The organism is Leuconostoc lactis KCTC 3528 = DSM 20202 (assembly GCF_014651235.1).
Classification (GTDB): domain Bacteria; phylum Bacillota; class Bacilli; order Lactobacillales; family Lactobacillaceae; genus Leuconostoc; species Leuconostoc lactis.
This window is the reverse complement of record NZ_BMWM01000003.1, coordinates 1-26,857: the sequence shown is the minus strand read 5'-3', so window position 1 is coordinate 26,857 and position 26,857 is coordinate 1. Positions and strand designations below refer to the sequence as shown.

Below are 26,857 nucleotides of genomic sequence, written 5' to 3'. Positions count from 1 at the left end.
TTTAGTGCTCTCAAATGATACATCGTATGATGTATCAGGGGGCGTGGTATGTTAGAACAATTTGAACAAGTGAAGGTTATTTTAAGTCGTGGAAAACGCTGGTTACTGCTTATCTTGATCATTGTGGGTAGCCTACTGTTGTTTTTTGCCAGTCGGTTGCCAATTGGCCATGACTCAGCAAGTAAGGCAATGCCAAGTCATGTATCAAACCATGCGGCTGATCAGAAACAAGTTGACCAAAAACAAGGTAACCGTGCTGAACATACTGAAACCAAAGTATTAATTGATATTAAAGGTGCGGTAAAACAGCCAGGTGTTTATGATGTCAGTCAACAACCACGACTACAAGCGGCAGTAGCTAAAGCTGGTGGTTTGACTGATCAAGCAGAAATATTAACGATCAATCTGGCACAAAAATTAACCGATGGTCAAATGGTTTATATTCCAACAAAAGGGGAACATTTAAGTGAGCCGGCTACAGCATCAACGCAAGCCCAAAAAGATAAGGTTAATTTAAATACGGCCACGGTGGCTGAGCTCCAAACGCTAGAAGGCATCGGTGAAAAGAAAGCCGAACAAATTATTGCTTATCGTGAAGCAAATGGTGGTTTTAAACAAATTTCAGACTTAAAGGCTGTTTCTGGAATTGGGGAAAAACGGTTTGAAACGTTAAAGGACAGCTTAACAGTCTGATGAAAAACCGCGATTTTCTGATTGTTAGTCTCAATATTGCAGCGATAAGTGGCTGTATTTATCGCTTGAGTGCCATGACGATGACGTTGTGGTTGTTCGCTATGATCGTATTCTGGCGGCATATCAGTGTGTACCGCCTTGGGTTATTTATCGGTATTGGGTTACCTTTTTTGTGTTATTTCATGTGGGATGCGCAGATGTTAAGACAGCAAGCCAACAAAGAGACGTCAGCCATGACACACGTTTCTGGTCGGATTTTACCAGATGACATAACGGTTAATGGGGCAACGGTACGTGGGCAATGTCAACTTGATGACAGTGGCGAAACCGTTATTTTTTTCTATCAGGTCAAATCTGAGCAAGCAAAACAACGCTGGCTAACTATTCGACAACCGGTTCATCTGACTGGTCAAGGCTCGATGAAACGTTTGCTGCCCGCAACCAATTTTAATCAATTTGATGCGCAAGACTTTTATGCTACGCAGCACATTACGCATCAAATCACATTATCGCAGTGTACTGTAACCCAGTCCACAGCCCAATCAATCTGGCAAAAGTTGGCAGATCAACTGCACGGCTGGCACGCGCAAGGGATTGTTTCGGCGCAACGCTTACCCCAGCCATTAGGTGAATATGCCCAGGCGTTGATTATGGGCACAGCATCGCGAGCGCTTTATGAGCGCAATCCAGGTGTACAAACATTGGGGTTGATTCATCTCTTTAGTGTATCTGGCTTTCAAGTGACGTATCTTTTGGCCCTATTAGTGATCGTGTTGCGTCGTTTATGGTGTCCACAAGAGTTAACAGCGGTATTTGGAGCCGGTGTGTTATTGGCGTACTTTGTTTTTGCGGGCGCACCAGGCATATTGGTGCGTGCTGTGATTGCGGGATTTTTTAGTCTGAGTCGCTCATTTGGGTACCGCGCCTTAGCACAACCGGTTGTCTGGTCGATGAGTTTACTTGGGAGTCTCCTTTACCAACCGGCAATTTTATTGACTTTAGGCGGGCAACTTTCTTTTGCGGTGACCTTTTGTCTCTTATTTACCCGACAGTTAACTTTTTGGCAAACGAATTTATGGCTCAGTATGGTCAGTTTTGTGTTAATCACGCCACAGCAATATACCTGGCATCTTCTGCAAACATTGGCTAATTGGGCCGCTATTCCGCTTTTTAGTCTTGTGATTGTGCCGTGTGTCTTAATTGGTTGGTTAGCGCAACCTTTAGTTGAAGTCGTGAGGTGTATGAACAGCGTGATTGCGTTTTTTGCACGGACGTTAGACGGTTTAGCCCAGTTACCTGGACAACTCATTATTGGGAAACTACCGTGGTGGCTGATTATCTGTCTCTTGATATTGGCTGTTGTGAGTTTTGTGACCCATAAAAAAATAGCCTATGTCGTGCGCTGGGCGTGGGCTATTTTACTGGTGATGGGCATCATGAGTATGAAGTATCCGCTACGTGGTGAATTTACAACATTTGATATTGGGCAAGGGGATGCCGCGTTACTTCGGATACCTGGTAATCAGGTGGTGACATTAATTGATACGGGCGGTGTGCCACAATTTAGGCAACAACAACCGTGGCAACAAGTCTCGGGGCAACAAGTGTCGGGGCAACGATCAGCTGGTGAAACAGTCATTGTCAACTATCTTCATAGTTTAAGTATTGGGCGTGTGGATTATTTGGTCTTGACCCATCATGATTTAGATCATATTGGTTACGCCAAAGTGATCTTAGAAAAAGTGGTGGTCAAATACGTGGTCGTACCAGCTGGTATGGCACAACAAACCGCTTTTCAACAAGAGATTCAACCATTTCTAGGGCGTGCTAAAGTTGTTGAAGTTACCGCTGGCACAGCATTACCCCATTTTCCAGGTCAAATTTTACATCCATTTCACAGTGGTCATGCTGAAAATGACGATAGTATTGCGATATGGAGTCGGATTGGTGGTCAAAATATTTTGACGGCTGGTGATCTTGGTCAAGCTGGCGAGGCCGAACTTGTCGCACGGTACCCCGATATGCGGGTTGATATGCTAAAGTTAGGCCATCATGGCTCAAAAACAGCGACTAATCCAGTGGCTATTAGTCATTGGCAACCGAAAATTGCCTTGATTTCTGCTGGTCGAGAAAATCGTTATCATCACCCGCATTTAGAAACATTAAAAACCATTCAAGAAAACGGGCTAACGATTTATAACACGCAAACAAATGGTATGATTAGATACAGTTATGTCGGAGAAAAAGGGCGTTTCGAGGTTAAATTTCCAAATGAATCTGCAACAATTACAACAACAAATACAAAATGATGCCTTAGCCAATTTTTATGTTGTCATCGGTGACGAACCGGCATTAAGTCAACGTGCCCATAGTGCGTTTAAAGCGCTCATTCAGCCAGAAGATGTCGAGATGAATTATAGTCAATTTGATTTGGCTGTTCAGGGTGTAGATGAGCTGCTTAATGATGCAATGTCGATGCCGTTTTTTGGCAATCGACGGGTGATTATTGTTCGAAATCCGGAATTTTTAACGGCCAAAGGGAAAATTTCAGATCACGACCAAAAAAGTTTACTACAGCTATTAGCACAGCCGGTGACTGAAAATATTGTGGTCTTTTTGATCAATGATTTAAAAATAGATAGACGCAAAAAAGTGACCAAAGCCATTTTACAAGCCGCAGAAACGGTTGATGTGCCTGCTTTGAATGAACAGCGAGCCCGGCAAGCGATCACACAACAATTACAACAACGTGCTTATAAAATTGATGCGGACGCGATGCAGGAACTCTTAGTGCGGACGAACGCCCAGTATTCAGCAATGCAAAATGAGCTACCTAAGTTGGTCGCTTATGCCACCCAACATAAGCACATTTCGTTAGAAGCTGTCTCAGCACTGGTGCCCAAAACATTAACAGCGACGGTGTTTGATTTAGTTGATGCTGTGATGACACAACGTGTTAAACAGGCGTTGACAATTTATCGTGCCTTATTGCAGAATGGTGAGCCAGCGCTGCGGATTAATGCTGTCTTGACAGGACAATTTAGATTGTTATTACAGATTGCGGGGATGACGGGGACAGATCAAGATATTGGTAAGGCTCTAGGTGTGCATCCTTATCGTGTCAAACTGGCTAAAGGCATGCTCAAAAAATATGCGTTGCCGGCATTACGCGCTGGTTATCTGGGCATGGTGGCGATTGAAATTAAATTAAAATCAACCACACAAGATCCGGAAATGTTATTTGAACGATTTATCTTAAAAACAGCATAAAAAAACACCTTGGAAATTTTCCAAGGTGTTTTTTTATTGATTACTTGACGTACTTTGCCAAACGTGACTTTTCACGTGAAGCCTTGTTCTTCTTGATCAAACCCTTTGAGTAGGCGTGGTCAATTGCAGAAGAAGCAGTCTTGTATAATTCTGCCAAATTGTCTTGACCGGCAGCAGCAGCTTTTTCAAAACGCTTAACAGCTGTACGGTAAGCACTGATTTGTGGTTCGTTACGATCGTGTTGCTTTTTCGTAAGACGAACACGTTGAATTGCTGATTCAATAACAGGCATATGTCTTTTCTCCTTAAATTTGATACGAGGTTTTCATGTAATCTAAAAAGATTAACGACGCAAACCTAAGCGTTGGATCAATTCACGATAACGTTGAATATCAGTGTTGCGGAGGTAACGCAGTAAGTTACGACGGCGACCGATCTTCTTCATCAAACCACGTTGTGAGTGGAAATCATGCTTGTGAGCTGCCATGTGTGCATTCAACTCGTTAATATCAGCAGTCAAAACTGCGATTTGTACTTCAGCTGAACCTGTATCGCCTTCGTGACGAGCATATTCTTTGATGATTTCGTTCTTACGTTCTTGTGTAAGGGCCATAATCATATCCACCTTTCTAAAATGTCGCCAATAACTGTGTAAAACGACGGTGAGACGTTAAACAAAGTGATTGGTCATGTTGTTTATACAACAAATTTAATTATACGCCTATATTATTAAAATGCAAGCGTAGGGAAAGCGTGAGTTATGGTAGAATAAATAAGTATATATGAAGTGTTGATTGTGCAGCGTATGCAAAGCATGACGCATGTTTAAAGGAGTAAGTAAATGTCTGAAACAACGATTTCAAAAGAAGAAGTTGCTCACGTGGCTAATTTGGCTAAATTAGCATTTGATGATGCTGAATTAGAACAATTTACAACACAATTGGGAGATATCTTAAATATTTTTGACACACTCGGAGAAGTGGATACAACAGATGTTGAACCAACTTATTCAGTGACAGAAAATGTCAATCATTTGCGTCAAGATGTGGCTGATAATTGGCATCAAAAGCAAGCCTTGTTAGATAATGCACCAGAATCTGCAGCCGGTTTGATTAAGGTGCCCGCAATTTTGGATGGCGAAGGAGAATAATCATGACTTTTAACTTTTTTGATAATGACTTAACTACGTTACATGACAAATTGGTTAAGCAAGACGTGACAGCGGTCGAATTGGTGCAAGGGGCTTTGGATAATATCGCCAAAGTTGATGACAAACTTGAAGCCTTTATCATGACAAATCCGGAAGCAGCGTTAGCTCAAGCGCAAGTAGAGGATGACAAACAAGATTTCACGCAAACATTAGCTGGTATCCCATTTGCATTGAAGGATAACTTGGCAACGGAAGGCATTCAAACGACCGGTGCGTCACATATCTTAGAAGGTTTCAAGCCAGTCTATAATGCAACCGTTGTGGATAAGTTAAAGACTGTTGGGGCGGTCTCAGTTGGTAAGACCAACATGGACGAATTTGCCATGGGTGGCTCAACAGAAACGTCATACTATAAGACAACAACTAATGCATGGGACCAAACGAAAGTGCCAGGTGGTTCATCTGGTGGTTCAGCAGCAGCGGTTGCGGCTGGTTTGGTACCATTTGCTTTGGGATCAGATACTGGTGGATCAATCCGTCAACCAGCGGCGTTTAACGGGATTGTTGGCTTAAAGCCAACTTATGGTCGTGTGTCACGTTGGGGCTTGTTTGCCATGGCGTCATCACTTGACCAAATCGGACCATTTACCCGTACTGTGAAAGATAATGCATTGGTCTTAAATGCCATCTCTGGTTTTGATGCGAAGGACTCAACGTCATCAGAACGTGAAGTACCGGATTTCACAGCGCAATTAACGGGTGATGTCAAGGGCCTGAAAATTGCCGTACCAAAGGAATACTTTGGTGACGGGATTGATCCAAAGGTTGCTAGCACCGTTAAAGCAGCGATTACCCAACTTGAGGCACTCGGTGCAACAGTGGATGAAGTCAGCTTGCCACATACAAAGTATGGTGTTGCGGCTTACTATATCATCATGTCTTCTGAAGCCTCATCAAACTTGCAACGTTATGATGGTGTGCGTTATGGCTTCCGTGCCGATGACGTGAAAAACTTGGAAGAACTTTACATTAAGACACGTTCAGAAGGCTTCGGGGATGAAGTCAAGCGTCGAATCATGCTTGGAACATTCTCACTGTCAGCTGGTGCGTATGATGCGTTCTTTAAGAAGGCAGCGAAAATTCGGACATTGTTAATTGAAGACTTTAACAAGGTCTTTGCCGATTACGATGTGATTGTTGGGCCAACGGCACCAACAGTCGCTTATGGTTTGGGCGAAGAAGTGGATGATCCAACAGCGATGTATTTGGCGGACGTCTTGACTATTCCAGTGAACTTGGCTGGGCTACCTGGGATGTCTGTCAATGCTGGTTTTGTTGATGGCCTACCGGTTGGCTTGCAAATTATTGGCCGACCATTTGATGAAGCAACAGTTTACCAGACTGGTTATGCCTTTGAACAAGCGAGTCGTTTGTTTGAACAAAAGCCAGCAATTGCAAAGGACATACTAAGCTAAGCGGGAGGAATAACGTTCACCTGATTAGCAGAGCAGATGAACGGATGACAATTATGGGAACAGGAAATTTTGAAACAACGATTGGTCTTGAAGTCCACGTTGAAATGCAGACAAACTCAAAGCTGATGTCACCATCACCAGTGCACTATGGTGATGAACCCAATGAAAACACCAACGTGATTGACTTTGGTTATCCAGGTGTTTTGCCAGTGGCCAACAAAGGGGCATTAGAATTTGGGATGCGGGCGGCTTTGGCACTCCATGCGACGATTTCACCATTTATTCGTTGGGATCGTAAGAATTACTTTTATCCGGATAATCCAAAGGCCTATCAGACAACCCAATCACAGACACCTTTGGGCACGAATGGTTACTTGGATGTGAAACTTGAAGACGGCAGCGTTAAGCGTGTTCGTATCAAGGAACTACACGTCGAAGAAGATGCTGGTAAAAATACTCACGGTACGGATGGTTATTCTTATGTCGATTTGAATCGTCAAGGTACACCTTTGATTGAAATTGTGTCAGAAGCAGACATTGCATCACCTGAAGAAGCGTATGCCTATTTGGAACAACTCCGCCAAACAATTTTGTTTACGGGTATCTCTGAAGCCAAGATGCAAGAAGGACAGATGCGTGCCGATGTCAACATTTCATTGCGGCCATATGGTTCTGATACTTATGGGACTAAAGTCGAAATGAAGAACATCAATTCATTCAACTACGTGCGTAACGCTTTGTACTTTGAAGAAAAGCGTCAAGCAGAAGTGTTGCGAGCTGGTGGTGTGATTCAACAAGAAACCCGACGTTATAACGAACCAACTAAGTCAACAATCTTGATGCGTGTCAAGGAAGGGGCCGACGATTACCGTTACTTCCCAGAACCTGATTTGGCACCAGTGGTGATTGACCAAGCTTGGATTGACAAAGTAGCAGCTGAATTGCCAAAATCTGCGGCTGAACGGCAACATGATTATGTGACAAACTTGGGTATTGAACCTTATGATGCTGAAGTGTTGACGCAAACGTTGGCAATGGCCAATTTCTATGATGCGACAGTAGCAGCAGGCGCTGACGCTAAGCGTGCGGCGAACTACTTAATTGGTGATGTGAATGCTTACATGAACAAGCATCAAGTCGAATTGTCAGAAACGCAATTAACCCCAGAACATTTGGCCGGTATGATTCGCTTGATTGAAGATGGGACCATTTCAACAAAGCAAGCTAAGCAAGTGTTTGAAGCGATTATGGTTGGTGAAGAACCAGAAGCATTTGCCAAGAAGCATGGTTTGGTTCAAATTAGTGATCCAGCTGTCCTATTGGAATGGATTACAACTGTGTTGGATGCTAACCCACAGTCAATTGAAGACTTTAAGGGTGGTAAAGACCGCGCAACAGGCTTCTTGATTGGGCAACTGATGAAGATGTCTAAGGGGCAAGCAAATCCAACTGTCATGAATAAACTATTATTGGAAGAGTTAGCCAAGCGTTAATTTCTAATAGTTAACTGACGATGATGGTCGTCAGTCATAACAGGCTTTTGCCTGTGTACATAAGTTTTTAAGAAAGGAATGTGTGAGCACGGCAACGTGTCAAGTAACGTGTTCATAACACTTACGCACAAGCGAACATGAGAGCAAGAATTATCTACAACCCAACATCTGGGCGTGAGGCTATCAAACGTGAAATGTTGGATATTTTGCAACTTTATGAATCAGCAGGGTATGAAACGTCAGCCTTTGCCACAACGCCAGAACCTATGTCAGCAGCCAAAGAAGCTAAGCGTGCGGCTGAGGCGGGGTTTGATTTAATTGTTGCGGCCGGTGGCGATGGGACGATTAATGAAGTGGTCAATGGTTTGGCGCCTTTAGAAAAGCGGCCGATGATGGCGGTGATTCCAGCGGGAACAACCAATGATTACGCCCGTGCGTTGAAGTTACCACGTGACGAACCTTTGGAAGCTGCGAAAGTGATTTTGCAGCATGAAACCATTAAGATGGATATTGGGGAAATTGACCAAGCTGGTCAGACCAAATATTTCATGAATATTGCCGCTTTGGGCACAATTAGTGAAGTGACTTATGCGGTCCCATCATTGATGAAGTCATTGTATGGTTACTTAGCTTATTTGGTGAAAGGGACAGAGCTCATTACCCGAATTAAGCCGGTTAATGCCCGCGTGACCTATGATGACGGTGAATATTCTGGTAAGATTTCAATGATTTTCTTAGCCCTAACCAATTCTGTTGGTGGGTTTGAATCGATTGTGCCTGATGCGAAGTTAGACGACGGTAAGTTCACGTTATTGATTATTAAAGAATCTAACTTGGGCCAAATTTTGCAAATGGTTGCCCAAATGTTAAATGGTGGCAAGCATGTGGATAATCCCCAAATGATTTATAAAAAGACCAATAAAGTTGAAATCACGCCATTAGATGATGATCAATTGAAGGTTAACTTGGATGGTGAATATGGCGGGGATGCACCGATGTTATTCACAGATCTGCAACAACACATTGAGTTTGTGGCCAACCGTTCTGGCATGCCAGAAGCGGCCACTATTTCCGACAAAACAAAGCAACAGTTTATGGCGGACGTCGAAAAACTCGACGTTAAATAATGTGACATTAAAGTGCGTATCAAAAGGCGCAACAAGAAAGTGAGCGAAATGCTATGGCAAAAGCCAATCGGGTTTACCCCCAAAAAGCCCCTGTAACCAAGAACCAAGAAGTTGAAGGGGAAGTTGTTGACATTACTTATCAAGGCATGGGTGTGGTTAAAATTGATAACTTTCCCATCTTTGTTGTCGATGCGATTCCAGGAGAAATTGTGCGTCTGGGTATCACGAAAGTGCAAAAGAATTTTGCCTTTGGTCGTGTAATCAAGCGTCTGCAAGAATCACCAAATCGCGTGCAAAATGCCAATCAAATTGCGATTACAACAGGCATTGCGCCGTTGGCAAATTTGAAATATGACGCACAACTTGAATTCAAGCAACGTCAAGTTGAACAATTATTTAAAAAAGTCAATATTGACGTTGATGTCAGCCCAACCATTGGGATGGCTGATCCGACCAAGTATCGTAACAAGGCCCAAGTCCCTGTGCAAGAAATCAATGGCCGCTTGGAAACTGGTTTTTATCGTCGTGGGTCACACAACTTAGTCCCTGTGGAAGACTTTTACATTCAAGATCCGAAGGTAGACGAAGCGGTGACGGTAACGCGTGATATCTTACGTGATCTTGGCTTATCAGCCTATGACGAAACAACTAAAAAAGGTGTTGTACGCCATATTATGGCACGTCGCGGATATTATTCACACGAATTAATGGTCGTGATTGTGACCAACACCAAGCGTTTGCCACAAGCTGATGAAATTGCGACACGTTTGCAGGCAAAACTCCCTGAATTAAAGAGCTTTATCCACAACATTAACCATGATGATACCAATGTGATCATGGGACAATGGAATGAAACCATTTGGGGCGCTGATGATATCCACGACCAATTGATGGGCAAAGATTTTGTCATTGGACCGAACTCATTTTATCAAGTAAACCCACAAACAACCGCCACGTTATACACGTTGGCAGCTGAAAAAGCTGGTTTGAAACCAACAGATATTGCTGTCGATGCTTATTCTGGTATTGGAACCATCACGTTGTCAATTGCTGACAAGGTAAAGCATGTCTATGGTGTTGAAGTCGTTGAAAATGCGGTAGCCGATGCGGAACAGAATGCGCGTAACAACCAAATTGACAATGTGACTTTTGTCACGGCTGATGCCCCAGAACAAATGGTGGCTTGGGCAGCTGAGGGCTTGAATCCTAATGTTGTCTTTGTAGATCCACCACGTAAGGGATTGACAGCGGAACTGATTTCCGCCGTAGCCGCTATGGCACCAGAAACGTTTGTCTATATTAGCTGCAACCCAGCGACTTTAGCGCGTGATGCCGTCCAAATTTTAGCTGAAGGATTTGAGATTGATGGCCCAGTCCAACCATTGGATCAATTCCCACAAACCACGCACGTGGAAACCATCACGGTTTTCAAGCGTGTTAAAGGATAAGCAAATATGTTTTAAAAAAGTAGGTTAATGTTTGACAAATATAACCGAACTCTGTATTATATATTAGGGCTCCCATTTATTGGGACAGACGTTAAAAGCTCCCAAGTTCAACTTGGGGGCTTTTCTATTTTATTTTTACCCCCTGAATCGTTGCAAGCGCCTAGCGCTATATCATGAGGAGGCATCATGGCAGATAAACAAGTAAAGTACATTTTCGTCACAGGTGGTGTTGTGTCATCTTTGGGGAAGGGTATTGTCGCGGCATCGCTTGGCCGTTTATTGAAGAATCGTGGGTTGAAATTAGCGATTCAAAAGTTGGACCCATACATCAACATTGATCCAGGGACAATGTCACCTTACCAACACGGTGAAACCTTTGTGACGGGTGATGGTCTTGAAACTGATTTGGACATGGGTCACTATGAACGTTTCATGGATATTAACACGAACATGTATTCAAACGTGACGACAGGCCGTATTTATTCAGAAGTATTGGCTAAGGAACGTCGCGGTGACTATAATGGTGGGACAGTGCAAGTCATTCCGCACATTACCGATGCCATTAAAGATAAGATGAAAAAAGCTGCGGAATCAACAGACGCTGATGTGGTGATTGTTGAAGTTGGTGGCACAGTTGGTGATATTGAAAGTTTGCCATTTATCGAAGCTTTGCGTCAAATGAAGTCAGATCTTGGTAACGATAACGTCTTTTACATTCACACGAGCTTGATTGTTTACTTAACAGCAGCTGGTGAAGCCAAAACTAAGCCAACGCAACATTCTGTGGCGCAGTTGCGGTCATTGGGTATTCAACCTGATATGATTGTCTTGCGTACTTCTGAACCACTAGAAGATAGCTTGAAGCAAAAGATTTCAACCTTTACGGATGTTAATGCCAATGCGGTGATTGAATCACGTGACGTGGAATCATTGTATGACATTCCAATGAACTTGCAAGCACAAGGCATGGATGACGTCGTTTTGGAAAAGTTGAAGATTGACGCGCCAAAGGCTGACATGACAGCTTGGACAGCGATGGTTGATCACATCAAGCACCCAAAGAAAACAGTCAACATTGCCTTAGTTGGTAAGTATACGGATTTGCCAGATGCGTATATTTCAGTTAATGAAGCCTTAAAGCATGCGGGTTACGCTCAAGATGCTGAAGTGAACATTAACCACATTAAGTCAGAAACTGTGACAGCTGAAAACGTGCAAGAATTGTTAGCTGATGCCGATGGCGTGATGGTACCTGGTGGCTTTGGTGCCCGTGGTACTGAAGGTAAAATTCAAGCGATTCGCTTTGCTCGTGAAACAAACACGCCGTTCTTGGGGGTTTGCTTGGGGATGCAGTTGGCTTCCGTTGAATTTGCACGTCACGTTCTAGGCTATGAAGATGCGAATTCAACCGAACTTAATCCAGAAACGCAAGCACCAATTATTGATTTGATGAAGGATCAAGAAAACGTGGAAAATCTTGGTGGGACATTGCGTTTGGGTCTTTACCCAGCCATGTTAAAGCAAGGCACACTAACAGCTAAGGCTTACGGCGATGTTGAAGAAGTTGAACAACGTCACCGTCACCGTTATGAATTTAACACAAAGTTCCGTGACGAATTTGAAAAGGCCGGTATGGTCTTTGCGGCAACATCACCAGACAATCGTTTGATGGAAGTGATTGAATATCCAAAGAATGATTTCTTCGTTGCAGCACAGTACCATCCAGAATTCCTCTCACGTCCGGATCGTCCAGAAGGTTTGTACCATGACTTTATTGGTGCAGCCTTACAACATGAAGCATAATTAAAATGAGAAACACGCGAACGCGTGTTTTTATTTTCGACCAAAATGCTTGCGTGGCTTGGTATAATAAAACTATGTTAGCAAATCCATCACAACACATTGAACAAAAACTCGCGTTACTGCCAGCAGAACCTGGGTCATATCAAATGAAAGACCAGAGCGGCAAAATTATCTACGTGGGGAAGGCCAAAAACCTTAAAAACCGTGTCCGGTCTTATTTTAAGCAAGATCATACAGGTAAGACCGCTGAATTGGTTCAAAATATTGTGGATTTTGATTATATCGTGACGAATTCTGACAAAGAAGCCTTTTTGTTGGAAAATGAGTTAATCAAGAAATACAAGCCGTACTACAACATTCGATTGAAATATGGCACGGGCTATCCGTACATTAAAATTACCAAAGAACGTGATCCCAAAATGGCCATGGTTAACGAAGTTAAAAAAGATGGTGGGTTTTATTTTGGCCCCTATCCTAACGTGTTTGCAGCTCAAGAAACGTTGCGCTTTTTGGAAAAAAACTATCCCTTACGCCGCTGTAACGGCTTTCAAGGTCGGCCTTGCCTGTATTACAATATGGGGCAATGTTTGGGTGCTTGTTGGCATGAAGTACCAGAGGCTGAATACGCAGCCCAAGTTGACCAGATTAAGCGTTTTTTGGATGGGGATACGGCTGCCGTTAAAAAGGTCATTGCTGAGAAAATGACAGCCGCAGCAGAGGCGTTAGCTTTTGAACAAGCAGCTGACTTACGCGATCAATTGAAATATATTGACGAAACGGTTGAAAGTCAACGGGTGCTGTCAAAAGATACCACGCCGCGTGATTTATTCAATTATCATCTGGATAAAGGTTGGATGACTGTTGAGGTCTTTTTCCTTCGGCAAGCCCGTCTCATTCGGCAATTTAAACAAACATTTTCGGTCGTTGGTTCCGCTGATGAAGAAATGATGAATTTTATTCAACAATTTTATGCGCAGCGCAACATTCAAAAGCCAAACGAAGTCTTAGTACCAAAAGGGATTGATACCGCCGCATTGACTGAAGCATTGGGCGTCCCCGTGCGAATCCCGGTGCGGGGTGAAAAGCGTGATTTGCTGGATTTAGCGCAAAAAAATGCCCGCATTGCGCTAGAAGAAAAGTTCCGCTTGATGCAACTTAATGAAAAGAAAACCACGGGTGCCATGCGCGAGATTACCGATGCCTTGCATATTCCCATGGGCCATCGGATTGAAGCTTTTGACCACTCACATACCCAAGGGGTTGAAATTGTAAGTGCGATGGTGGTGTTTGAAGATGGCGTGCCGAATAAGGACCTCTACCGGAAGTATAAAATTAAGTCTGTTGATCATGCGGATGAATGGGCGGAAACGCAAGAAGTCATTCGTCGGCGCTATTCCCGTTTGTTAAAAGAAGGTGGGGAGATGCCGGATTTGATTTTAATGGATGGGGGCGAGATTCAGCTCAATGCCGCTAAAGAAGTACTGGTGGATGAATTGGGTCTCACGCACGTTCCAATTGCGGCCATGGTTAAAAATGATAAGCATAAGACTGCTGATCTCATTGATGGCCATACTGGAAAAGTGGTGACCTTTGACAAACAATCTGAAGGGTTCTTCTTAATTCAGCGGGTACAAGAAGAGGTGCACCGTTTTGCCGTCAGTTTCCATCGACAGTTACGCAGTAAAAACACGTTAGCGTCACGACTTGATAGGATTGATGGTGTCGGGCCTAAGACCCGACAAAAACTTTTGCGTGAATTTGGATCGCTCCCAAAAATTGCAGCGGCTTCAATCGCCGACCTACAGGCTATTGGTATTAATGAAAAACTGGCACGAGTCATTCACCTCAGTTTGCAGTCAGGCGCTTGAGTCACGGCGTAATAGTCGCATGAAGTTGTTTTTTATGGTAAACTAGAGTATTAAAATATCGCAAGCTTACCTCGGTAAGCAGACAAGGAGAAGGGGGGCGCAGCGACACGCACGAATCAGGCTTTTGCAGCTGGACGATCGTGCGTGAGGCAACAAGTTGCGCGCAATCAAACTATGGCATTCGTAGATCAAGCAGAAATTGAAGTAAAAGCCGGTAAAGGGGGAGACGGTATTGTGTCTTTCCGTCACGAAAAGTTCGTCGCAATGGGCGGGCCTTTTGGTGGTGATGGTGGGCATGGTGGCTCAATCATTTTGAAAGTCGATGAAGGGTTACGTACGCTGATGGACTTCCGTTATAACCGACATTTTAAAGCACAACCAGGTGGTAATGGTGGCACAAAGGGGATGACAGGTGCGTCATCCGATGATCGCTATATTAAAGTACCACAAGGCACAATCGTGAAAGACGCCGATACAGGTGAAGTTTTGGGCGATATGCTTGAAAACGGACAAGAACTGGTTGTTGCCAAGGGTGGTCGTGGTGGCCGTGGAAATATTCATTTTGCCACACCAGCCAACCCCGCACCGGAATTATCAGAAAATGGTGAACCAGGTGAAATTCGGAATTTGAAGCTCGAATTAAGAGTTTTGGCAGATGTTGGGCTAGTTGGTTTCCCATCAGCAGGTAAGTCAACGTTGCTTTCTGTGGTGTCAAATGCGAAGCCAAAAGTGGCCGCATATCACTTTACGACGTTAGCACCCAACATTGGGATGGTTCGTTTGCCCGATGAACGTGACTTTGTCATGGCGGACTTACCAGGATTGATTGAAGGTGCAGCTCAAGGTGTTGGGTTAGGTTTCCAATTCTTACGTCACGTTGAACGGACGAAGGTCATCTTGCACTTGGTTGACATGTCAGGAATTGAAGGCACGGATCCGTATACGCAATACCGTAAGATTCTTGACGAATTACAACAATATGATGAAACCATTTTGGCACGACCACACATTATTGTGCCAACTAAAATGGATATGCCGGATTCAGCCGACAATTTGGTGAAATTCCGGGAACAAGTAGCTGCTGATTCAGGCTTACCAACACAACCAAAGATTATGCCAATCTCAGCTTTGACGCGTGATGGCGTCCAGGAGTTGATGCGTGTTACGGCCGATACTTTGGCAACTGCACCATCACCAGAAAGTTATCGGCCAGTCGTTGAAGCCACACCGGCTGAAAAGACGTATGAATTTAAGCCAGAAAAGCATGACTTTACAATTGAATGGGATGAAGATTCTGAGCAATGGGTTGTTGGTGGTGCTGAAGTTGAAAAGTTGTTCTTGATGACCAACATTCAGCGTGATGCCACGATTATGCGTTTTGGTCGCCAATTACGTCACATGGGTGTCGATGATGCCTTACGTGCTGCTGGGGCCAAAGATGGGGATGATGTCCGCATCAATAACTCAGACTTTGTCTTTGAATTTAGTGATTAAACGTAAAAGTTATCCAATTCGGATAACTTTTTTATTTGGTCTAATTATGAGTTTGTGAAGGAAAGAACACTGATATAGCGATGAATTTCACAAATTTTTTTTGACCATTACCAGCTAAAAAGTGCTATGATAAGCTTATTGAAAAAAATGGAGGAATGGGTAGTTAATGATCGGCTTGTCTTGCTTAAGTGTCGGTCAGCGCGTTAACTACCCTTGATATCAAATGTCAGATCAAAAGTACGGTGCAGATATTGTTGCAGATAGCTTGACGAACCATGGGATTGATTTGGTTTTCGGGATTCCCGGTGCCAAGATTGATCGTCTCTTTACGACGTTGGAACATCCAGCCCCTGGTCAAAAAGTGCCAAAATTAATTGTGACACGTCACGAACAAAATGCGGTCTTTATGGCACAAGCTTTTGCGCGTATTACCGGTAAGCCAGGTGTCACAATTGTCACATCAGGTCCTGGTGTGGGTAACTTGGTGAGTGGTTTGATGACAGCAAGTGCTGAAAGCGATCCTGTAGTTGCGATTGGTGGTCAAGTACCACGTAAAGACTTGTATCGTTTGACGCACCAATCAACGAAGTCAGTGGCACTGTTTGCCCCAATTACGAATTATAGTTCAGAAATTCAAGATCCAAATAACATTTCAGAAATTATTGCGAACGCTTTTGCGGCTGCTAATGGCGCTAAAAAAGGGGCAGCCTTTGTTTCATTGCCACAAGATGTTGATGATGCACCCGTGTCAGTTGAAGCTTTGCCACCAATGCCTTATGCCAAGCAAGGGGCAGCAGCCTTAGCTGATTTGGATTGGTTAGCTGAACAAATCAAGCAAGCTAAGTTGCCAGTTTTGTTGGTTGGCGCGCGTGGTTCTGACGATGATACGGTTGCCGCTTTGCACAAGTTGTTGAAGCAAACGACATTGCCAGTCGTAGAAACATTCCAAGGTTCAGGCGTTATTTCTCGTGAATTGGAACCAGAAACATTCTTTGGCCGTATTGGTTTCTTCCGTAACCAAACAGGGGACAAGTTGTTGAAGCAATCTGACTTGGTCATCACGGTTGGTTATGATGCGATTGAATACGAACCACGTAACTGGAATAAAGAAAATGATTTGAACATTGTGGCGTTGGATACAACACCGGTACAAATCGACAATAACTTTGTGCCAAAGCGTCAACTTGTGGGTGACTTGGGTCAAAGCTTAGACTTATTAACAGAACGTGTGGCTGGTTATGAATTACCTGTGGATAGTCAAGCCGTTTTGAAGACATTGAAGGCGGATTTGCGCGCGTCAGACGAACCAACTTACACGCCAGCGCAAGGTCATTTGAACCACCCATTAAACATCATCAAAGCGATTCAAGCGCATGTGACGGATGATATGACTGTGGCAACTGATATTGGCTCACACTACATCTGGATGGCGCGTCACTTCAAGTCATACGTTGCCCGTCACTTCTTGATTTCAAATGGTATGCAAACGCTTGGTGTTGGTTTGCCATGGGCAATGACAGCAGCGATGTTGCGTCCAAATGCCAAGGCAGTGTCGGTTTCTGGTGATGGTGGTTTCTTCTTCTCATCAATGGAATTAGAAACAGCTGTTCGTTTGAAGTTGAACACCGTGCATATTGTGTGGAATGACAACGCCCACTATGACATGGTCAAGTTCCAAGAAGAAATGAAGTATGACGGTCGCTCAGCCGGTGTTGATTTTGGGAACATCGACTTGGTGAAGTATGCTGAAAGTTTTGGCGCAAAGGGATTGCGTGTCAACACACCAGATGAATTGAATGCGGTACTTGATGAAGCCTTTGCATCTGAAGGCCCAGTAGTGGTGGACATCCCAGTTGACTACTCACATAACTTTGAATTAGGGTCACAAATGATTGATGCCCAAGGCTAAACGAATCGTATTTAGCGGGTTGACCATTTATTAAAAATTGATATAATAGTATTGTAAACGCTTTCAGCGTTTGCGATTATTCAGTTCGCCGAGAAGTTCTGAATCTCAAACTTGTTTCCTGAGAAACAAGTTTTTTTTATTGGGATAGGCTACCGTAAAGATTGACAAAAAAAGACTGAACACCATATTGGTGTTCAGTCTTTTTGCTAATTAGTGGTAAATTCTGTTGCTAAAATACCCATCATCATACTGTCGTGATATTGACCTTCGGCAAAGAAGTGTTCGCGTAAAATACCTTCTTCTTTGAAACCAACCTTCTTGTAGATGTGGATGGCTGCGGCATTATCTACATCAACGTACAGATAGACCTTGTGCATGTTCAACACTTGGAAAGCATATTCAACGCCCGCCCGAATAGCTGCTTGCGCAAAGCCAAGACCTTGATGGTCGGGATGAATAATAATTTGAATTTCTGTATGTCGATGTAACATGTCGATATACATTAACTCGACGACGCCGATAAATTGGTCGTCATCTTCCACAACAAATCGACGCTCAGTCTGATCTAGGATATGGCGTTCATAGAGCAGTTGCAGTTCTTCAAATGATGTATACGCTTCTTGAAACCACAGCGCCATGACTTTTCGGGAATTTTCCTGTTGATAAATATAAGGTAAATCCCTTTTTTCCAACGGTCTAATTTTCATGATGAAGTCCTTTCAGTTGGTCGATAACGCCTTAAACAGCGACCGGTGCCTTAATTGGAGCTTCACTTTCATAATCAAGCACCTTAATGTCAGCCATCGTGTAATCAAAAATTGATTTAACGTCCGGATTTAACCATAACTTTGGTAGTGGGTGCATCGGGCGTGAGAGTTGTTCTGTGATTTGATCCACGTGGTTGTTATAAATGTGCGTGTCACCTATTGTATGCACAAAGTCACCCACTTCATAACCGGTTTGTGCGGCCATCATATGCAACAAAAGTGAATATGACGCAATGTTGAACGGCACACCCAAGAAGAAATCACCCGAACGTTGATACAACTGAAGGCTTAATTTGCCATCAGCGACATAGAATTGACTTAAGACGTGGCATGAAGGCAAGGGGGCTTGCGGCGTTGTATCAGCATTCCAGGCTGTCAAAATAAGGCGACGAGAGTCAGGCGTTGTTTTAATCTCTTCAACTAAGCGCGCAACTTGATCAACGGTCTCGGCACTAGCTGTCACACTGCTCGTTTCCCAACCACGCCAGAGCTTGCCATAGACGTCACCTACGTAACCAAATTTTTCCATGAACACATCTTCGTTTAAAATCTTGTCGACAAAAATCGCTTTTTGCGTTTGATAGACGGCTGCAAATTCAGGATCAGTTTCTGCGCGATGGCCAAAGTTGGTCATATCAGGACCGGTATAATCGTTTGATTCTACCCAGTTTTTAAAGGCCCACTCATCCCAAATATGGTTGTTATGTTGTAGTAGGAAACGAATGTTATTATCGCCGCGCAAAAACCAGAGTAGTTCGGATTTGATTAACCCAAAGAAAACTTTCTTGGTTGTGAGAAGGGGAAAGCCTTCTTGTAAGTCAAAGCGCATTTGCGTACCAAAGAGGGAGTGCGTACCCGTTCCGGTACGGTCGCCTTTGAGGTTACCTTCAGCTAATATTTTTTGTGCTAAATCAAGGTATTGCTGTTCATTTTTTGACATCGTATTGATCGCGTAACAAGCACGTTACGCGGTTCCTTTCTCAAAATCATCTATCTTAAATATTAACGAATTTTACCGTGGTTGGCAAGTTTGTTCGCATCTGAGGAAATCGTGATTTGCTTGATGTGACGGGCTTTTGGGCAAAGTTAAGTTGGCTATTTCGCTATTAAAACAGTGACTTCATGACTTAAGTTAGATTATGATAAGTATTTCGAGTATTCGTTTTCTAAACGGATAAATTATGCTAAAATAAAAATAGTTCGTTATTAACAAATAATTCAAGGTTTTTGATGTGAGATCATTCATGTGTGACGAAACGCGATAAGTCAATTTGATTGGCTGTCTCTTGTGAAAAGGGCACTTGTTGCAACGGCACTTGCTTTTGTTGCAAGAGTTCTTCAGCAAAAGGATCGTTACGATAGTTACGCATGTAGTTAATCTTTGACACGCCTGCTTGTAATAAGAGCTTCGTACAATGGACACAGGGGACATCGGTGACATAAACCGTCGCGTCAGCGACGCTAATACCCATTTGTGCGGCTTGCATCAGGGCATTTTGTTCCGCATGAACAGCGCGGATGCAATGCCCATCAACGATTAAGTCGCCGACATCGGTACAGTGTGGGGTGCCAGCAACGGCCCCGTTATAACCACTGGCGATAATCCGGTTGTTTTTGACCAAGACGGCCCCGACATGCAAGCGGGTACAAGTTGAACGTGTTGATAAAATGGCGGCTTGGGCAATAAAATATTGATCCCAGCTAATCCGTTGATCTGACATAATAAACTCCAATGACTTAGTTTTGTTAAGAAAAATATAACATAAAAGTGCGGACAAACGAAGGAGCATTTTGATGACTGAAATACTTGATGGCGCAGCTGTGGCAAAGCTCACGAATGCCAAGACTGCTGAACGTGTGGCGAAGCTGGACAAGCCAGTAACGCTTGCTGTAATTTATGACCCACAAAATGACGGGAGTCGTTTATACGTTGGCATGAAATCTAAAAAAGCAGCGACATTGGGTATTCAAACAAAAGATATTCCAACTGACGCCAATGCAACCACGGAAAGCGTGTTGCAATTGGTGGCTGAATTGAATGCGGATGATAACATTACGGGTATTTTAGTCCAAAGTCCTTTGGCTGAAGGTGTCAAAGAACGTGAAGTTTTCTCAGCGGTTGCTCCGCATAAAGACGCTGATGGTTTAGGTGCCACAGTACAAGGGATGCTCTTTGCAGACGCGTTGGCGGATTACACCGTCGCAGCGACGCCGCAAGGTGTGATGACATTGCTTAATCACTATGGTATTGAAACGTTTGGGAAGCAGGCAGTGGTCGTTGGTCGGTCACAACTGTTTGGCCGACCAATGTTTGCTTTACTCAATAACGCGGATGCGACGGTGACATTAGCGCATCGTTATACACCAGCCGCTGACCTAAAAAGATATTTGAGAGATGCTGATATTGTTGTTGTCGGTGTTGGTAAGCCAAACTTTATTAACGGCGCCGATTTGAAACAAGGCGCTGTTGTCGTTGATGTCGGCATGAATTATGTTGACGGTAAAGCGGTTGGTGATGTTGACTTTGCGTCTGTTCAAGGTATTGCCAGCTACATTACCCCAGTGCCTGGTGGTGTTGGGCCAATGACGATTGCGACCCTATTAGAAAATACAGTCACACTTGCTGAACAACAGCAAGCCAATTAAAAAGGACAGGTCTTGATGACCTGTCCTTTTATAGTTGATCACCACTGGTTATCGTCGTGATACCAGTTGGTGTTTGCAGTTGTAGATAACCGTCATCAGTCACTTGTAACAGTTGTCCGGTAAGGCTTTGATTAGATTGGGTGATTGTCACTGTTTCGCCCAAGCCAATTAAATGCCGCCGATAAGCTGGTAAATACGTGCCAGATTGGTATTGTTCGTACATTTGGAAAAAGTCTTGAATGATTTGTGCGGCAACTGCGTTGCGTGACAAGGTCAATTCTGGTGTAATGGCACCCATTGGTTGTGGTTGTGTGGTATGCGGTGGGGTGAGATTTAGCCCAATGCCAACAACCAAGCCCGAAAAAGTTTGGCTTTCTAAGGTCATAATCCCTTCAGTGAGAATGCCGCCGACTTTTTGCTGATTGAAATATAAGTTGTTCAGCCATTGATATTGCAGGTCAACCCCAAAGAGGGTCCGAATACTTTTCGCCACAGCAACGGCAGTACTAATCGTTAATAAATGGGGTTTGACAGTATCTTGAAAAGTCAGGGGTAAGGCAATACTCAAATAAAGCCCCGTTTGGCTAGGCGAAAAGAATGACCGACCTAAATGACCGACCCCGTGTGTTTGAATGTTTGAAATGACTACTAGCGGCGCGTTGAGCGTCTCGTCTATTAAGGCCAACTTAGCATAACGATTAGTAGAGTCTAATGAATCAAAAACGCGAATCGCCATTGGCACGCCCAAGAGGTGCTGGATTTCGGTACTGGTCATTTTTTCATTGGGGATATAACGGTAACCTAAACCACGCTGACTTTCAATCATAAAGCCGGCTTCAGTCAATTTATTGATGGCTTTCCAGACGGCAGCACGAGAAATGTGAAGCTCACTGGCAATGGTTTCACCGGATACCCATTCGTCGGCATGGTTGACGAAAATATGGAATAATTTTTCTACAGTTGTCATACGTTTATTTTAGCAAAAATAAATCTGTTGATGTAGATGGCATTGTGGATTAAAGGCATGTTGACACCGAGGACAGGCTGTTTGTGTGAGATAGGCGTTGCCTGTCATCTCTAACCCACATGACCCACAAAGGGCCCCTAAGGCAGTTTTAGCAACGGGTACAAATTCATGCGTTGTCAGCGTATTGTGGCATAAATAGCAGGCGTAATAAGCCTGGCACTGCTGGCATTTATTGGCAATAATATCGACCTCAGTGTGCCAATGGGTGCAACGCCCAGCAGCATCAGTTCCGATACCTAAGATATTAAACATGGGTAAGTTGGGGAAAGCGGCGCCGTAACGCCAGTGTGACCACTGTGGCAATGACAGCCTTCGCACAATCACCTGGTACATATGTGAGTTGTAGTAACAAGGCCTGTGGGAGCGGCATATGGGTCACAATGTGTAACCCAATTGCGCCGCTGACATCAACCAGCACCACACCAAAAATTAAAATAACGAGTAATAATGTCACAAAATTGGTTTTTTTCAAACGATCAAGGGCTTGCACGCTCAGCCCAATCAGTGCAGCTGCAACGGGATAAGACCAAATATAACCGGCTGTTGCGCCGAAAAAATGTGGGAAGCCACCAGCCCCGCCAACCAAGACAGGTAACCCGATGGCGGCCATGAAGAGCCAGAGAATAATTGCGAGTGCGCCGTTACGCCAACCAAGGAGGGCGCCAGCCAGCATAATGCCGAGATTTTGCACGGTAATGGGTACCAAGCCAACGGGGATGGCGGGCAGGTAAGCCATGACAATCAGTAAAGCAATCATCATGACGGTGAGGGTGAGCTTTTGTGTTTTCATGTTTTTTCCTTTGTAAACCTATTTAATTTTTTAAGTTTACAATTAAGTGGCGTGGTTGTCAAGACAATTAAAAAAACGACAGGGCGACTGTCGTTTTTTGCGTGTTATTTTTGATAAAAGAAATTGTAGACTGTCTCAACGACTGCTTCGTTACCGACAAAATACAAGGTATCACCCCGTTCAATCACAGCATATGGTCCTGGTGAGACGATGAGTTCATCATGATGTAGGATGGCCACCAACGTGGCACCTGTGCTTTGCCAGAGGTTAAGACTGCCGACTGATAAGCCAAGTTTAGGACTATCGTCATGTAACTCAAGTTCATAGGGTGTCAACGGACTATGACGATGGCGTTGGACGCGTTGCGTTTGGTCAAACAGGCGTGAAAAGGTTTGTTCTAATGTATGAATGTCTTGTTTTTGTTGTGCGATCAGATCATTAATTTGGCCGTGCAAGGCTTGGATATCAAACGTTGTTTCCGACTGCTTCAAAAAGGCCTTGGCGCGTTCACGGGATAAGACCTCAACCCCACTGCCATGAATTGGTTTCACAATCTGCAAATCAGCGAGCACACTGACAGCTTTGCGTGCCGTTTCTGACGAGACACCGAAGGCCACGGACAGTGTTGAACGCGCATGTAACTTGCTACCAACGGGGTAATCGTTGTCAGCGATTTTCTGTGCAATTTGATAGGCGATTTTACGATAACGTGGTTCTCTAATTGTTCGCATATGGTTCTCCAAAAGTTACCTCATTTGACAAAAGTGACCACTTGTGACAGAATAGAAGACATCACTTTGAGAGGCAATCTAGTTTTTATAATAAGTTGTCACTTTGCAGTATAAGTTAAATCGCAAACAGAGTCAATGGGAGATGGGTAGAAACGCTCATTTGAAACGAAGTGGAGGATTTCATGACGAATAAAGTCGAGATAAAGCACCTAACCAAAATATTTGGGAAACGCCCAAAAGCGGCGTTGAAGATGGTGAAGCAAAATAAGAGTAAGAACGAGATTGTCGAAAAGACAGGAAGTACGGTTGGTGTGTATGACATCAACATGACCATTGAAGAAGGCGAAATCTTCGTGATTATGGGCCTTTCAGGTTCTGGAAAGTCAACCTTGATTCGTTTGCTCAATCGATTGATTGAACCAACGGATGGACAGCTCTTTATTGATGGACAAGAAATTACGAAATTTAATAAGAAACAAATGCTGGATATTCGACGTAAAAAGATGAGCATGGTGTTCCAAAATTTCGGGCTATTTCCCCATCGGACGTTGCTTGAAAATACGGAATACGGGTTAGAAGTACAGGGCGTTGACAAGGCCGAACGGCGTCAACGGGCAGAGAAAGCTTTAGATAACGCGAAGTTACTGAGTTTTAAGGACCAATACCCAGCGCAACTATCTGGTGGGATGCAACAGCGTGTTGGTTTAGCCCGTGCGTTGACCAATGATCCTGATATTTTACTGATGGATGAAGCGTTTTCAGCCTTAGATCCGTTGGTTCGTGGTGAAATGCAAGAAGAACTATTGGAGTTGCAGGCCAATGTCCGTAAGACCATTATCTTTATTACCCACGATTTAAATGAAGCCTTACACATTGGTGACCATATTGCCATTATGAAAGATGGTCAGTTGCAACAAGTCGGCACGGGTGAAGAAATTTTGACCAATCCAGCCAATGATTATGTGCGAACATTTATCGGTGGTGTTGATCGGACAAAGGTGTTGACGGCGGAAAGTATTATGATTCCAGCCTTAACGACGAACTTGACTGTCGATGGCCCAACGGTGGCGTTGCGTAAGATGTCGGATGAAGAAGTTTCTGGTCTGGTTGCTGTCAACCGTAACCGTGAACTTCTTGGTTATTTGTCATCTGATGCGGCCGTGACTGCGCGCCGTGATAAAACACCACTAACTGAGGTGGTGTCTGACATGCCAACGGTTTCATTAGATACGTTAATTGTGGATATTATGCCAATCATTTACGATGCCCAAACCCCTGTTGCGGTTGTTGACGACAGCAATCGGGTCAAAGGTGTCATCATTCGTGGTGGTGTTTTGGAAGCGTTAGCTGATACACAAGGAGAGGACGAACATGCTTAATATACCTAAATTACCCTTAGAAGACTGGGTGACGGCGGGCGTTAACTGGTTAACCGATCACCTATCTGGCTTATTTAATGTCATGCAACACGTCGGGCAAGCTGTCATGGATGGTTTGACCAACGGCTTGACTGCGATTCCAATGCCGTTAATGATTGCTGGTATCACGTTAATTGCCATTTTAACCACACCTAAAAAAATTGGCTTCCCAGCGTTTACCTTTTTTGGGTTAGCCATCGTGGCCAACCAAAATCTGTGGGAAGACTTGATGAGTACGTTGACATTGGTTATCATGGCTTCGGTTATTTCGTTAGTCATCGGTATTCCATTGGGAATCCTAACTGCTAAATCACCAAAAACAGCAGCCATTGTGAAGCCGATTTTGGACTTTATGCAAACGATGCCTGGTTTCGTTTATCTGATTCCGGCAGTGGCATTCTTTGGGATTGGCGTTGTGCCAGGGGTGTTTGCCTCAATTATCTTTGCTTTACCACCAATGGTGCGGATGACGGATCTTGGTATTCGCCAAGTCCCTGTATCATTAGTTGAAGCAGCTGATTCGTTTGGTTCAACGACTTGGCAAAAGTTAATCAAGTTAGAATTGCCGAGTGCGCGTAACACGATCTTAGCTGGTGCGAACCAAACGATTATGTTGGCCTTGTCAATGGTTGTGACGGCCTCAATGATTGGGGCACCTGGCTTAGGACGTGGTGTCTTGTCAGCTGTGCAACATGCGGATATTGGTTTAGGTTTCGTCAATGGTCTTGGGTTAGTGATTCTGGCGATCATTATTGATCGCTTTACGCAAAAGTTAACGACACAACCTGGCCAAAAGGCTGAAACCAAACCTTGGAAACGCTGGACAATCTTAGCCACAGTGCTTGTTATGATTGCTGGCGGGGCCATTAATGTGATGACAACTCAAAAGGCGACAGGCCAACGCGTGAACCTTGGTTATGTGGAATGGGATTCGGAGGTCGCGTCAACTAACGTGTTAGCGGAATCTTTGCGTCAACACGGTTATCATGTGACCATGACACCACTTGATAATGCTGTTTTGTGGCAATCTGTTGCGAAGGGACAAATTGATGCTTCTGTCAGTGCTTGGTTGCCATATACCAATAAAGTGTTATACAACAAATTTAAAAATGATGTCGACATGTTGGGGCCTAATTTACGCGGTGCCAAAACGGGATTAGTTGTGCCTGATTATATGGCGGCTAATTCAATTGCTGATTTATCTAATCAGGCGGATAAAACCATTACGGGAATTGAACCTGGCGCCGGTGAAATGGCTAGTGCGCAAAAAACATTGGACAGTTATGATAACTTGAAGGGGTGGCAGTTGCAAGGTTCATCATCTGGTGCGATGGCCATTGCGCTTGATAAGGCCTACAAAGCTAAAAAGGATATTGTTGTGACAGGTTGGTCACCACATTGGATGTTTAGTAAGTATCATTTGAAGTATTTGGCTGATCCAAAGGAAACAATGGGTAAGGGTGAAAATATTCAAACCTTTACACGTAAAGGCCTGAAACAAGATAACCCAAAACTTGGGAAAGTCTTGGATAAATTCCATTGGACGAAAGACGATATGGAAAGTGTCATGTTAGCCATTCAGAACGGTAAATCACCGAAGGCTGCGGCTGCTGACTGGCTCAAGTCACACAAAAAACTCGCTGACAGCTGGTATGACTAGTCAAAAAAACTACGACAATTTGTGGTGTACCCCGAAAGTTAAAGCAACTTTCGGGGTTTTATTTATGACTAAAATTTCAAAACAAATT

General features: G+C 43.9%; 24 protein-coding genes. 15 read left to right on the top strand and 9 right to left on the bottom strand.

Going from position 1 to position 26,857, the window contains the following annotated elements; genetic code table 11:
• The first annotated feature begins 48 nt into the window (after positions 1-48).
• From IE039_RS01770 to holA, 3 genes are read left to right on the top strand one after another with little or no spacing between them, the layout of a single operon-like run.
• Entirely contained in the window at positions 49-693 is a 645-nt protein-coding gene (locus tag IE039_RS01770) for a helix-hairpin-helix domain-containing protein (RefSeq protein WP_229782824.1), read from the top strand.
• On the top strand, positions 693-3,002 hold the full coding sequence (locus IE039_RS01765; RefSeq protein ID WP_189428624.1) for a DNA internalization-related competence protein ComEC/Rec2: 2,310 nt from the start codon (positions 693-695) through the stop codon (positions 3,000-3,002). The genes IE039_RS01770 and IE039_RS01765 overlap by 1 nt, the downstream gene beginning before the upstream one ends.
• The gene (gene holA / locus IE039_RS01760) at positions 2,965-3,963 is read left to right on the top strand and encodes a DNA polymerase III subunit delta (RefSeq protein ID WP_189428623.1); all 999 of its coding nucleotides are present in this window, start codon (positions 2,965-2,967) and stop codon (positions 3,961-3,963) included. The genes IE039_RS01765 and holA overlap by 38 nt, the downstream gene beginning before the upstream one ends.
• Positions 3,964-4,003: 40 nt before the next feature.
• Here holA and rpsT read toward each other — a convergent pair whose 3' ends face one another.
• Positions 4,004-4,255, bottom strand: coding sequence for a 30S ribosomal protein S20 (gene rpsT, locus IE039_RS01755; RefSeq protein WP_010000129.1), 252 nt, complete (start codon positions 4,253-4,255; stop codon positions 4,004-4,006).
• Between the two features lie 51 nt (positions 4,256-4,306).
• Positions 4,307-4,576 carry a 30S ribosomal protein S15 gene (rpsO, locus tag IE039_RS01750; RefSeq protein ID WP_010000131.1) on the bottom strand — a complete coding sequence of 90 codons (270 nt, stop codon included), beginning with the start codon at positions 4,574-4,576 and terminating at the stop codon, positions 4,307-4,309.
• A 228-nt stretch (positions 4,577-4,804) separates the two neighbouring features.
• Here rpsO and gatC point away from each other — a divergent pair, with 228 nt between their 5' ends.
• The 9 genes from gatC (at position 4,805) to alsS (ending at position 17,730) form a co-directional block, all read left to right on the top strand.
• The gene (gene gatC, locus IE039_RS01745; RefSeq protein WP_029509609.1) at positions 4,805-5,113 is read left to right on the top strand and encodes an Asp-tRNA(Asn)/Glu-tRNA(Gln) amidotransferase subunit GatC; all 309 of its coding nucleotides are present in this window, start codon (positions 4,805-4,807) and stop codon (positions 5,111-5,113) included.
• Between the two features lie 2 nt (positions 5,114-5,115).
• Complete coding sequence (gene gatA, locus IE039_RS01740) at positions 5,116-6,588, top strand: Asp-tRNA(Asn)/Glu-tRNA(Gln) amidotransferase subunit GatA (protein ID WP_010003976.1); 1,473 nt, start codon at positions 5,116-5,118, stop codon at positions 6,586-6,588.
• 53 nt (positions 6,589-6,641) lie between these two features.
• Complete coding sequence (gatB, locus tag IE039_RS01735) at positions 6,642-8,081, top strand: Asp-tRNA(Asn)/Glu-tRNA(Gln) amidotransferase subunit GatB (RefSeq protein WP_029509611.1); 1,440 nt, start codon at positions 6,642-6,644, stop codon at positions 8,079-8,081.
• 137 nt (positions 8,082-8,218) lie between these two features.
• Positions 8,219-9,208 carry a diacylglycerol kinase family lipid kinase gene (locus tag IE039_RS01730; RefSeq protein ID WP_189428622.1) on the top strand — a complete coding sequence of 330 codons (990 nt, stop codon included), beginning with the start codon at positions 8,219-8,221 and terminating at the stop codon, positions 9,206-9,208.
• A gap of 53 nt (positions 9,209-9,261) precedes the next feature.
• Positions 9,262-10,656, top strand: a complete 1,395-nt coding sequence (rlmD, locus tag IE039_RS01725) for a 23S rRNA (uracil(1939)-C(5))-methyltransferase RlmD (protein ID WP_010004319.1) — start codon at positions 9,262-9,264, stop codon at positions 10,654-10,656.
• 186 nt (positions 10,657-10,842) lie between these two features.
• Positions 10,843-12,459, top strand: a complete 1,617-nt coding sequence (pyrG, locus tag IE039_RS01720) for a CTP synthase (protein WP_010004318.1) — start codon at positions 10,843-10,845, stop codon at positions 12,457-12,459.
• A gap of 74 nt (positions 12,460-12,533) precedes the next feature.
• Positions 12,534-14,327 (top strand): excinuclease ABC subunit UvrC, encoded by a 1,794-nt coding sequence (gene uvrC, locus IE039_RS01715; RefSeq protein WP_029509614.1) that lies wholly within the window; start codon positions 12,534-12,536, stop codon positions 14,325-14,327.
• A 174-nt stretch (positions 14,328-14,501) separates the two neighbouring features.
• On the top strand, positions 14,502-15,821 hold the full coding sequence (obgE, locus tag IE039_RS01710) for a GTPase ObgE (protein ID WP_189428621.1): 1,320 nt from the start codon (positions 14,502-14,504) through the stop codon (positions 15,819-15,821).
• A gap of 223 nt (positions 15,822-16,044) precedes the next feature.
• Entirely contained in the window at positions 16,045-17,730 is a 1,686-nt protein-coding gene (gene alsS, locus IE039_RS01705; RefSeq protein ID WP_189428620.1) for an acetolactate synthase AlsS, read from the top strand.
• A 206-nt stretch (positions 17,731-17,936) separates the two neighbouring features.
• Here the strand turns inward: alsS and IE039_RS01700 are convergent, their stop codons facing one another.
• The 3 genes from IE039_RS01700 to IE039_RS01690 all read right to left on the bottom strand — a co-directional run bounded on the left by IE039_RS01700 (position 17,937) and on the right by IE039_RS01690 (position 20,218).
• Positions 17,937-18,437 (bottom strand): GNAT family N-acetyltransferase, encoded by a 501-nt coding sequence (locus IE039_RS01700; protein WP_029509617.1) that lies wholly within the window; start codon positions 18,435-18,437, stop codon positions 17,937-17,939.
• 31 nt (positions 18,438-18,468) lie between these two features.
• Positions 18,469-19,437 carry a thymidylate synthase gene (locus IE039_RS01695; protein ID WP_189428619.1) on the bottom strand — a complete coding sequence of 323 codons (969 nt, stop codon included), beginning with the start codon at positions 19,435-19,437 and terminating at the stop codon, positions 18,469-18,471.
• 298 nt (positions 19,438-19,735) lie between these two features.
• On the bottom strand, positions 19,736-20,218 hold the full coding sequence (locus IE039_RS01690) for a deoxycytidylate deaminase (RefSeq protein WP_010000145.1): 483 nt from the start codon (positions 20,216-20,218) through the stop codon (positions 19,736-19,738).
• 73 nt (positions 20,219-20,291) lie between these two features.
• On the opposite strand from IE039_RS01690, the gene IE039_RS01685 reads away from it, so the two are divergent.
• Positions 20,292-21,143 carry a bifunctional 5,10-methylenetetrahydrofolate dehydrogenase/5,10-methenyltetrahydrofolate cyclohydrolase gene (locus IE039_RS01685; RefSeq protein WP_189428618.1) on the top strand — a complete coding sequence of 284 codons (852 nt, stop codon included), beginning with the start codon at positions 20,292-20,294 and terminating at the stop codon, positions 21,141-21,143.
• Between the two features lie 28 nt (positions 21,144-21,171).
• Here IE039_RS01685 and IE039_RS01680 read toward each other — a convergent pair whose 3' ends face one another.
• The 4 genes from IE039_RS01680 to IE039_RS01670 all read right to left on the bottom strand — a co-directional run bounded on the left by IE039_RS01680 (position 21,172) and on the right by IE039_RS01670 (position 23,691).
• Positions 21,172-22,110: a biotin--[acetyl-CoA-carboxylase] ligase gene (locus IE039_RS01680; RefSeq protein WP_010005647.1), complete on the bottom strand. Its 939-nt coding sequence runs from the start codon at positions 22,108-22,110 to the stop codon at positions 21,172-21,174.
• A gap of 9 nt (positions 22,111-22,119) precedes the next feature.
• The gene (locus IE039_RS08350; RefSeq protein ID WP_010005648.1) at positions 22,120-22,422 is read right to left on the bottom strand and encodes a CHY zinc finger protein; all 303 of its coding nucleotides are present in this window, start codon (positions 22,420-22,422) and stop codon (positions 22,120-22,122) included.
• Positions 22,415-22,960, bottom strand: a complete 546-nt coding sequence (locus IE039_RS01675) for a biotin transporter BioY (protein ID WP_189428617.1) — start codon at positions 22,958-22,960, stop codon at positions 22,415-22,417. The genes IE039_RS08350 and IE039_RS01675 overlap by 8 nt, the downstream gene beginning before the upstream one ends.
• A gap of 104 nt (positions 22,961-23,064) precedes the next feature.
• Complete coding sequence (locus tag IE039_RS01670) at positions 23,065-23,691, bottom strand: GntR family transcriptional regulator (RefSeq protein ID WP_010004879.1); 627 nt, start codon at positions 23,689-23,691, stop codon at positions 23,065-23,067.
• 182 nt (positions 23,692-23,873) lie between these two features.
• Here IE039_RS01670 and IE039_RS01665 point away from each other — a divergent pair, with 182 nt between their 5' ends.
• Both IE039_RS01665 and IE039_RS01660 read left to right on the top strand, forming a co-directional pair.
• Positions 23,874-25,070, top strand: a complete 1,197-nt coding sequence (locus IE039_RS01665) for a quaternary amine ABC transporter ATP-binding protein (protein ID WP_010004878.1) — start codon at positions 23,874-23,876, stop codon at positions 25,068-25,070.
• The gene (locus tag IE039_RS01660; protein ID WP_189428616.1) at positions 25,063-26,769 is read left to right on the top strand and encodes an ABC transporter permease/substrate binding protein; all 1,707 of its coding nucleotides are present in this window, start codon (positions 25,063-25,065) and stop codon (positions 26,767-26,769) included. The genes IE039_RS01665 and IE039_RS01660 overlap by 8 nt, the downstream gene beginning before the upstream one ends.
• Positions 26,770-26,857: the final 88 nt, after the last annotated feature.

Excerpts from the sequence above, each read along its gene's own strand:
- IE039_RS01770 (WP_229782824.1), top strand. The coding sequence starts at position 49 with ATGTTAGAACAATTTGAACAAGTGAAGGTTATTTTAAGTCGTGGAAAA.
- IE039_RS01765 (WP_189428624.1), top strand. The coding sequence starts at position 693 with ATGAAAAACCGCGATTTTCTGATTGTTAGTCTCAATATTGCAGCGATA.
- holA (WP_189428623.1), top strand. The coding sequence starts at position 2,965 with ATGAATCTGCAACAATTACAACAACAAATACAAAATGATGCCTTAGCC.
- rpsT (WP_010000129.1), bottom strand. The coding sequence starts at position 4,255 with ATGCCTGTTATTGAATCAGCAATTCAACGTGTTCGTCTTACGAAAAAG.
- rpsO (WP_010000131.1), bottom strand. The coding sequence starts at position 4,576 with ATGGCCCTTACACAAGAACGTAAGAACGAAATCATCAAAGAATATGCT.
- gatC (WP_029509609.1), top strand. The coding sequence starts at position 4,805 with ATGTCTGAAACAACGATTTCAAAAGAAGAAGTTGCTCACGTGGCTAAT.
- gatA (WP_010003976.1), top strand. The coding sequence starts at position 5,116 with ATGACTTTTAACTTTTTTGATAATGACTTAACTACGTTACATGACAAA.
- gatB (WP_029509611.1), top strand. The coding sequence starts at position 6,642 with ATGGGAACAGGAAATTTTGAAACAACGATTGGTCTTGAAGTCCACGTT.
- IE039_RS01730 (WP_189428622.1), top strand. The coding sequence starts at position 8,219 with ATGAGAGCAAGAATTATCTACAACCCAACATCTGGGCGTGAGGCTATC.
- rlmD (WP_010004319.1), top strand. The coding sequence starts at position 9,262 with ATGGCAAAAGCCAATCGGGTTTACCCCCAAAAAGCCCCTGTAACCAAG.
- pyrG (WP_010004318.1), top strand. The coding sequence starts at position 10,843 with ATGGCAGATAAACAAGTAAAGTACATTTTCGTCACAGGTGGTGTTGTG.
- uvrC (WP_029509614.1), top strand. The coding sequence starts at position 12,534 with ATGTTAGCAAATCCATCACAACACATTGAACAAAAACTCGCGTTACTG.
- obgE (WP_189428621.1), top strand. The coding sequence starts at position 14,502 with ATGGCATTCGTAGATCAAGCAGAAATTGAAGTAAAAGCCGGTAAAGGG.
- alsS (WP_189428620.1), top strand. The coding sequence starts at position 16,045 with ATGTCAGATCAAAAGTACGGTGCAGATATTGTTGCAGATAGCTTGACG.
- IE039_RS01700 (WP_029509617.1), bottom strand. The coding sequence starts at position 18,437 with ATGAAAATTAGACCGTTGGAAAAAAGGGATTTACCTTATATTTATCAA.
- IE039_RS01695 (WP_189428619.1), bottom strand. The coding sequence starts at position 19,437 with ATGTCAAAAAATGAACAGCAATACCTTGATTTAGCACAAAAAATATTA.
- IE039_RS01690 (WP_010000145.1), bottom strand. The coding sequence starts at position 20,218 with ATGTCAGATCAACGGATTAGCTGGGATCAATATTTTATTGCCCAAGCC.
- IE039_RS01685 (WP_189428618.1), top strand. The coding sequence starts at position 20,292 with ATGACTGAAATACTTGATGGCGCAGCTGTGGCAAAGCTCACGAATGCC.
- IE039_RS01680 (WP_010005647.1), bottom strand. The coding sequence starts at position 22,110 with ATGACAACTGTAGAAAAATTATTCCATATTTTCGTCAACCATGCCGAC.
- IE039_RS08350 (WP_010005648.1), bottom strand. The coding sequence starts at position 22,422 with ATGTTTAATATCTTAGGTATCGGAACTGATGCTGCTGGGCGTTGCACC.
- IE039_RS01675 (WP_189428617.1), bottom strand. The coding sequence starts at position 22,960 with ATGAAAACACAAAAGCTCACCCTCACCGTCATGATGATTGCTTTACTG.
- IE039_RS01670 (WP_010004879.1), bottom strand. The coding sequence starts at position 23,691 with ATGCGAACAATTAGAGAACCACGTTATCGTAAAATCGCCTATCAAATT.
- IE039_RS01665 (WP_010004878.1), top strand. The coding sequence starts at position 23,874 with ATGACGAATAAAGTCGAGATAAAGCACCTAACCAAAATATTTGGGAAA.
- IE039_RS01660 (WP_189428616.1), top strand. The coding sequence starts at position 25,063 with ATGCTTAATATACCTAAATTACCCTTAGAAGACTGGGTGACGGCGGGC.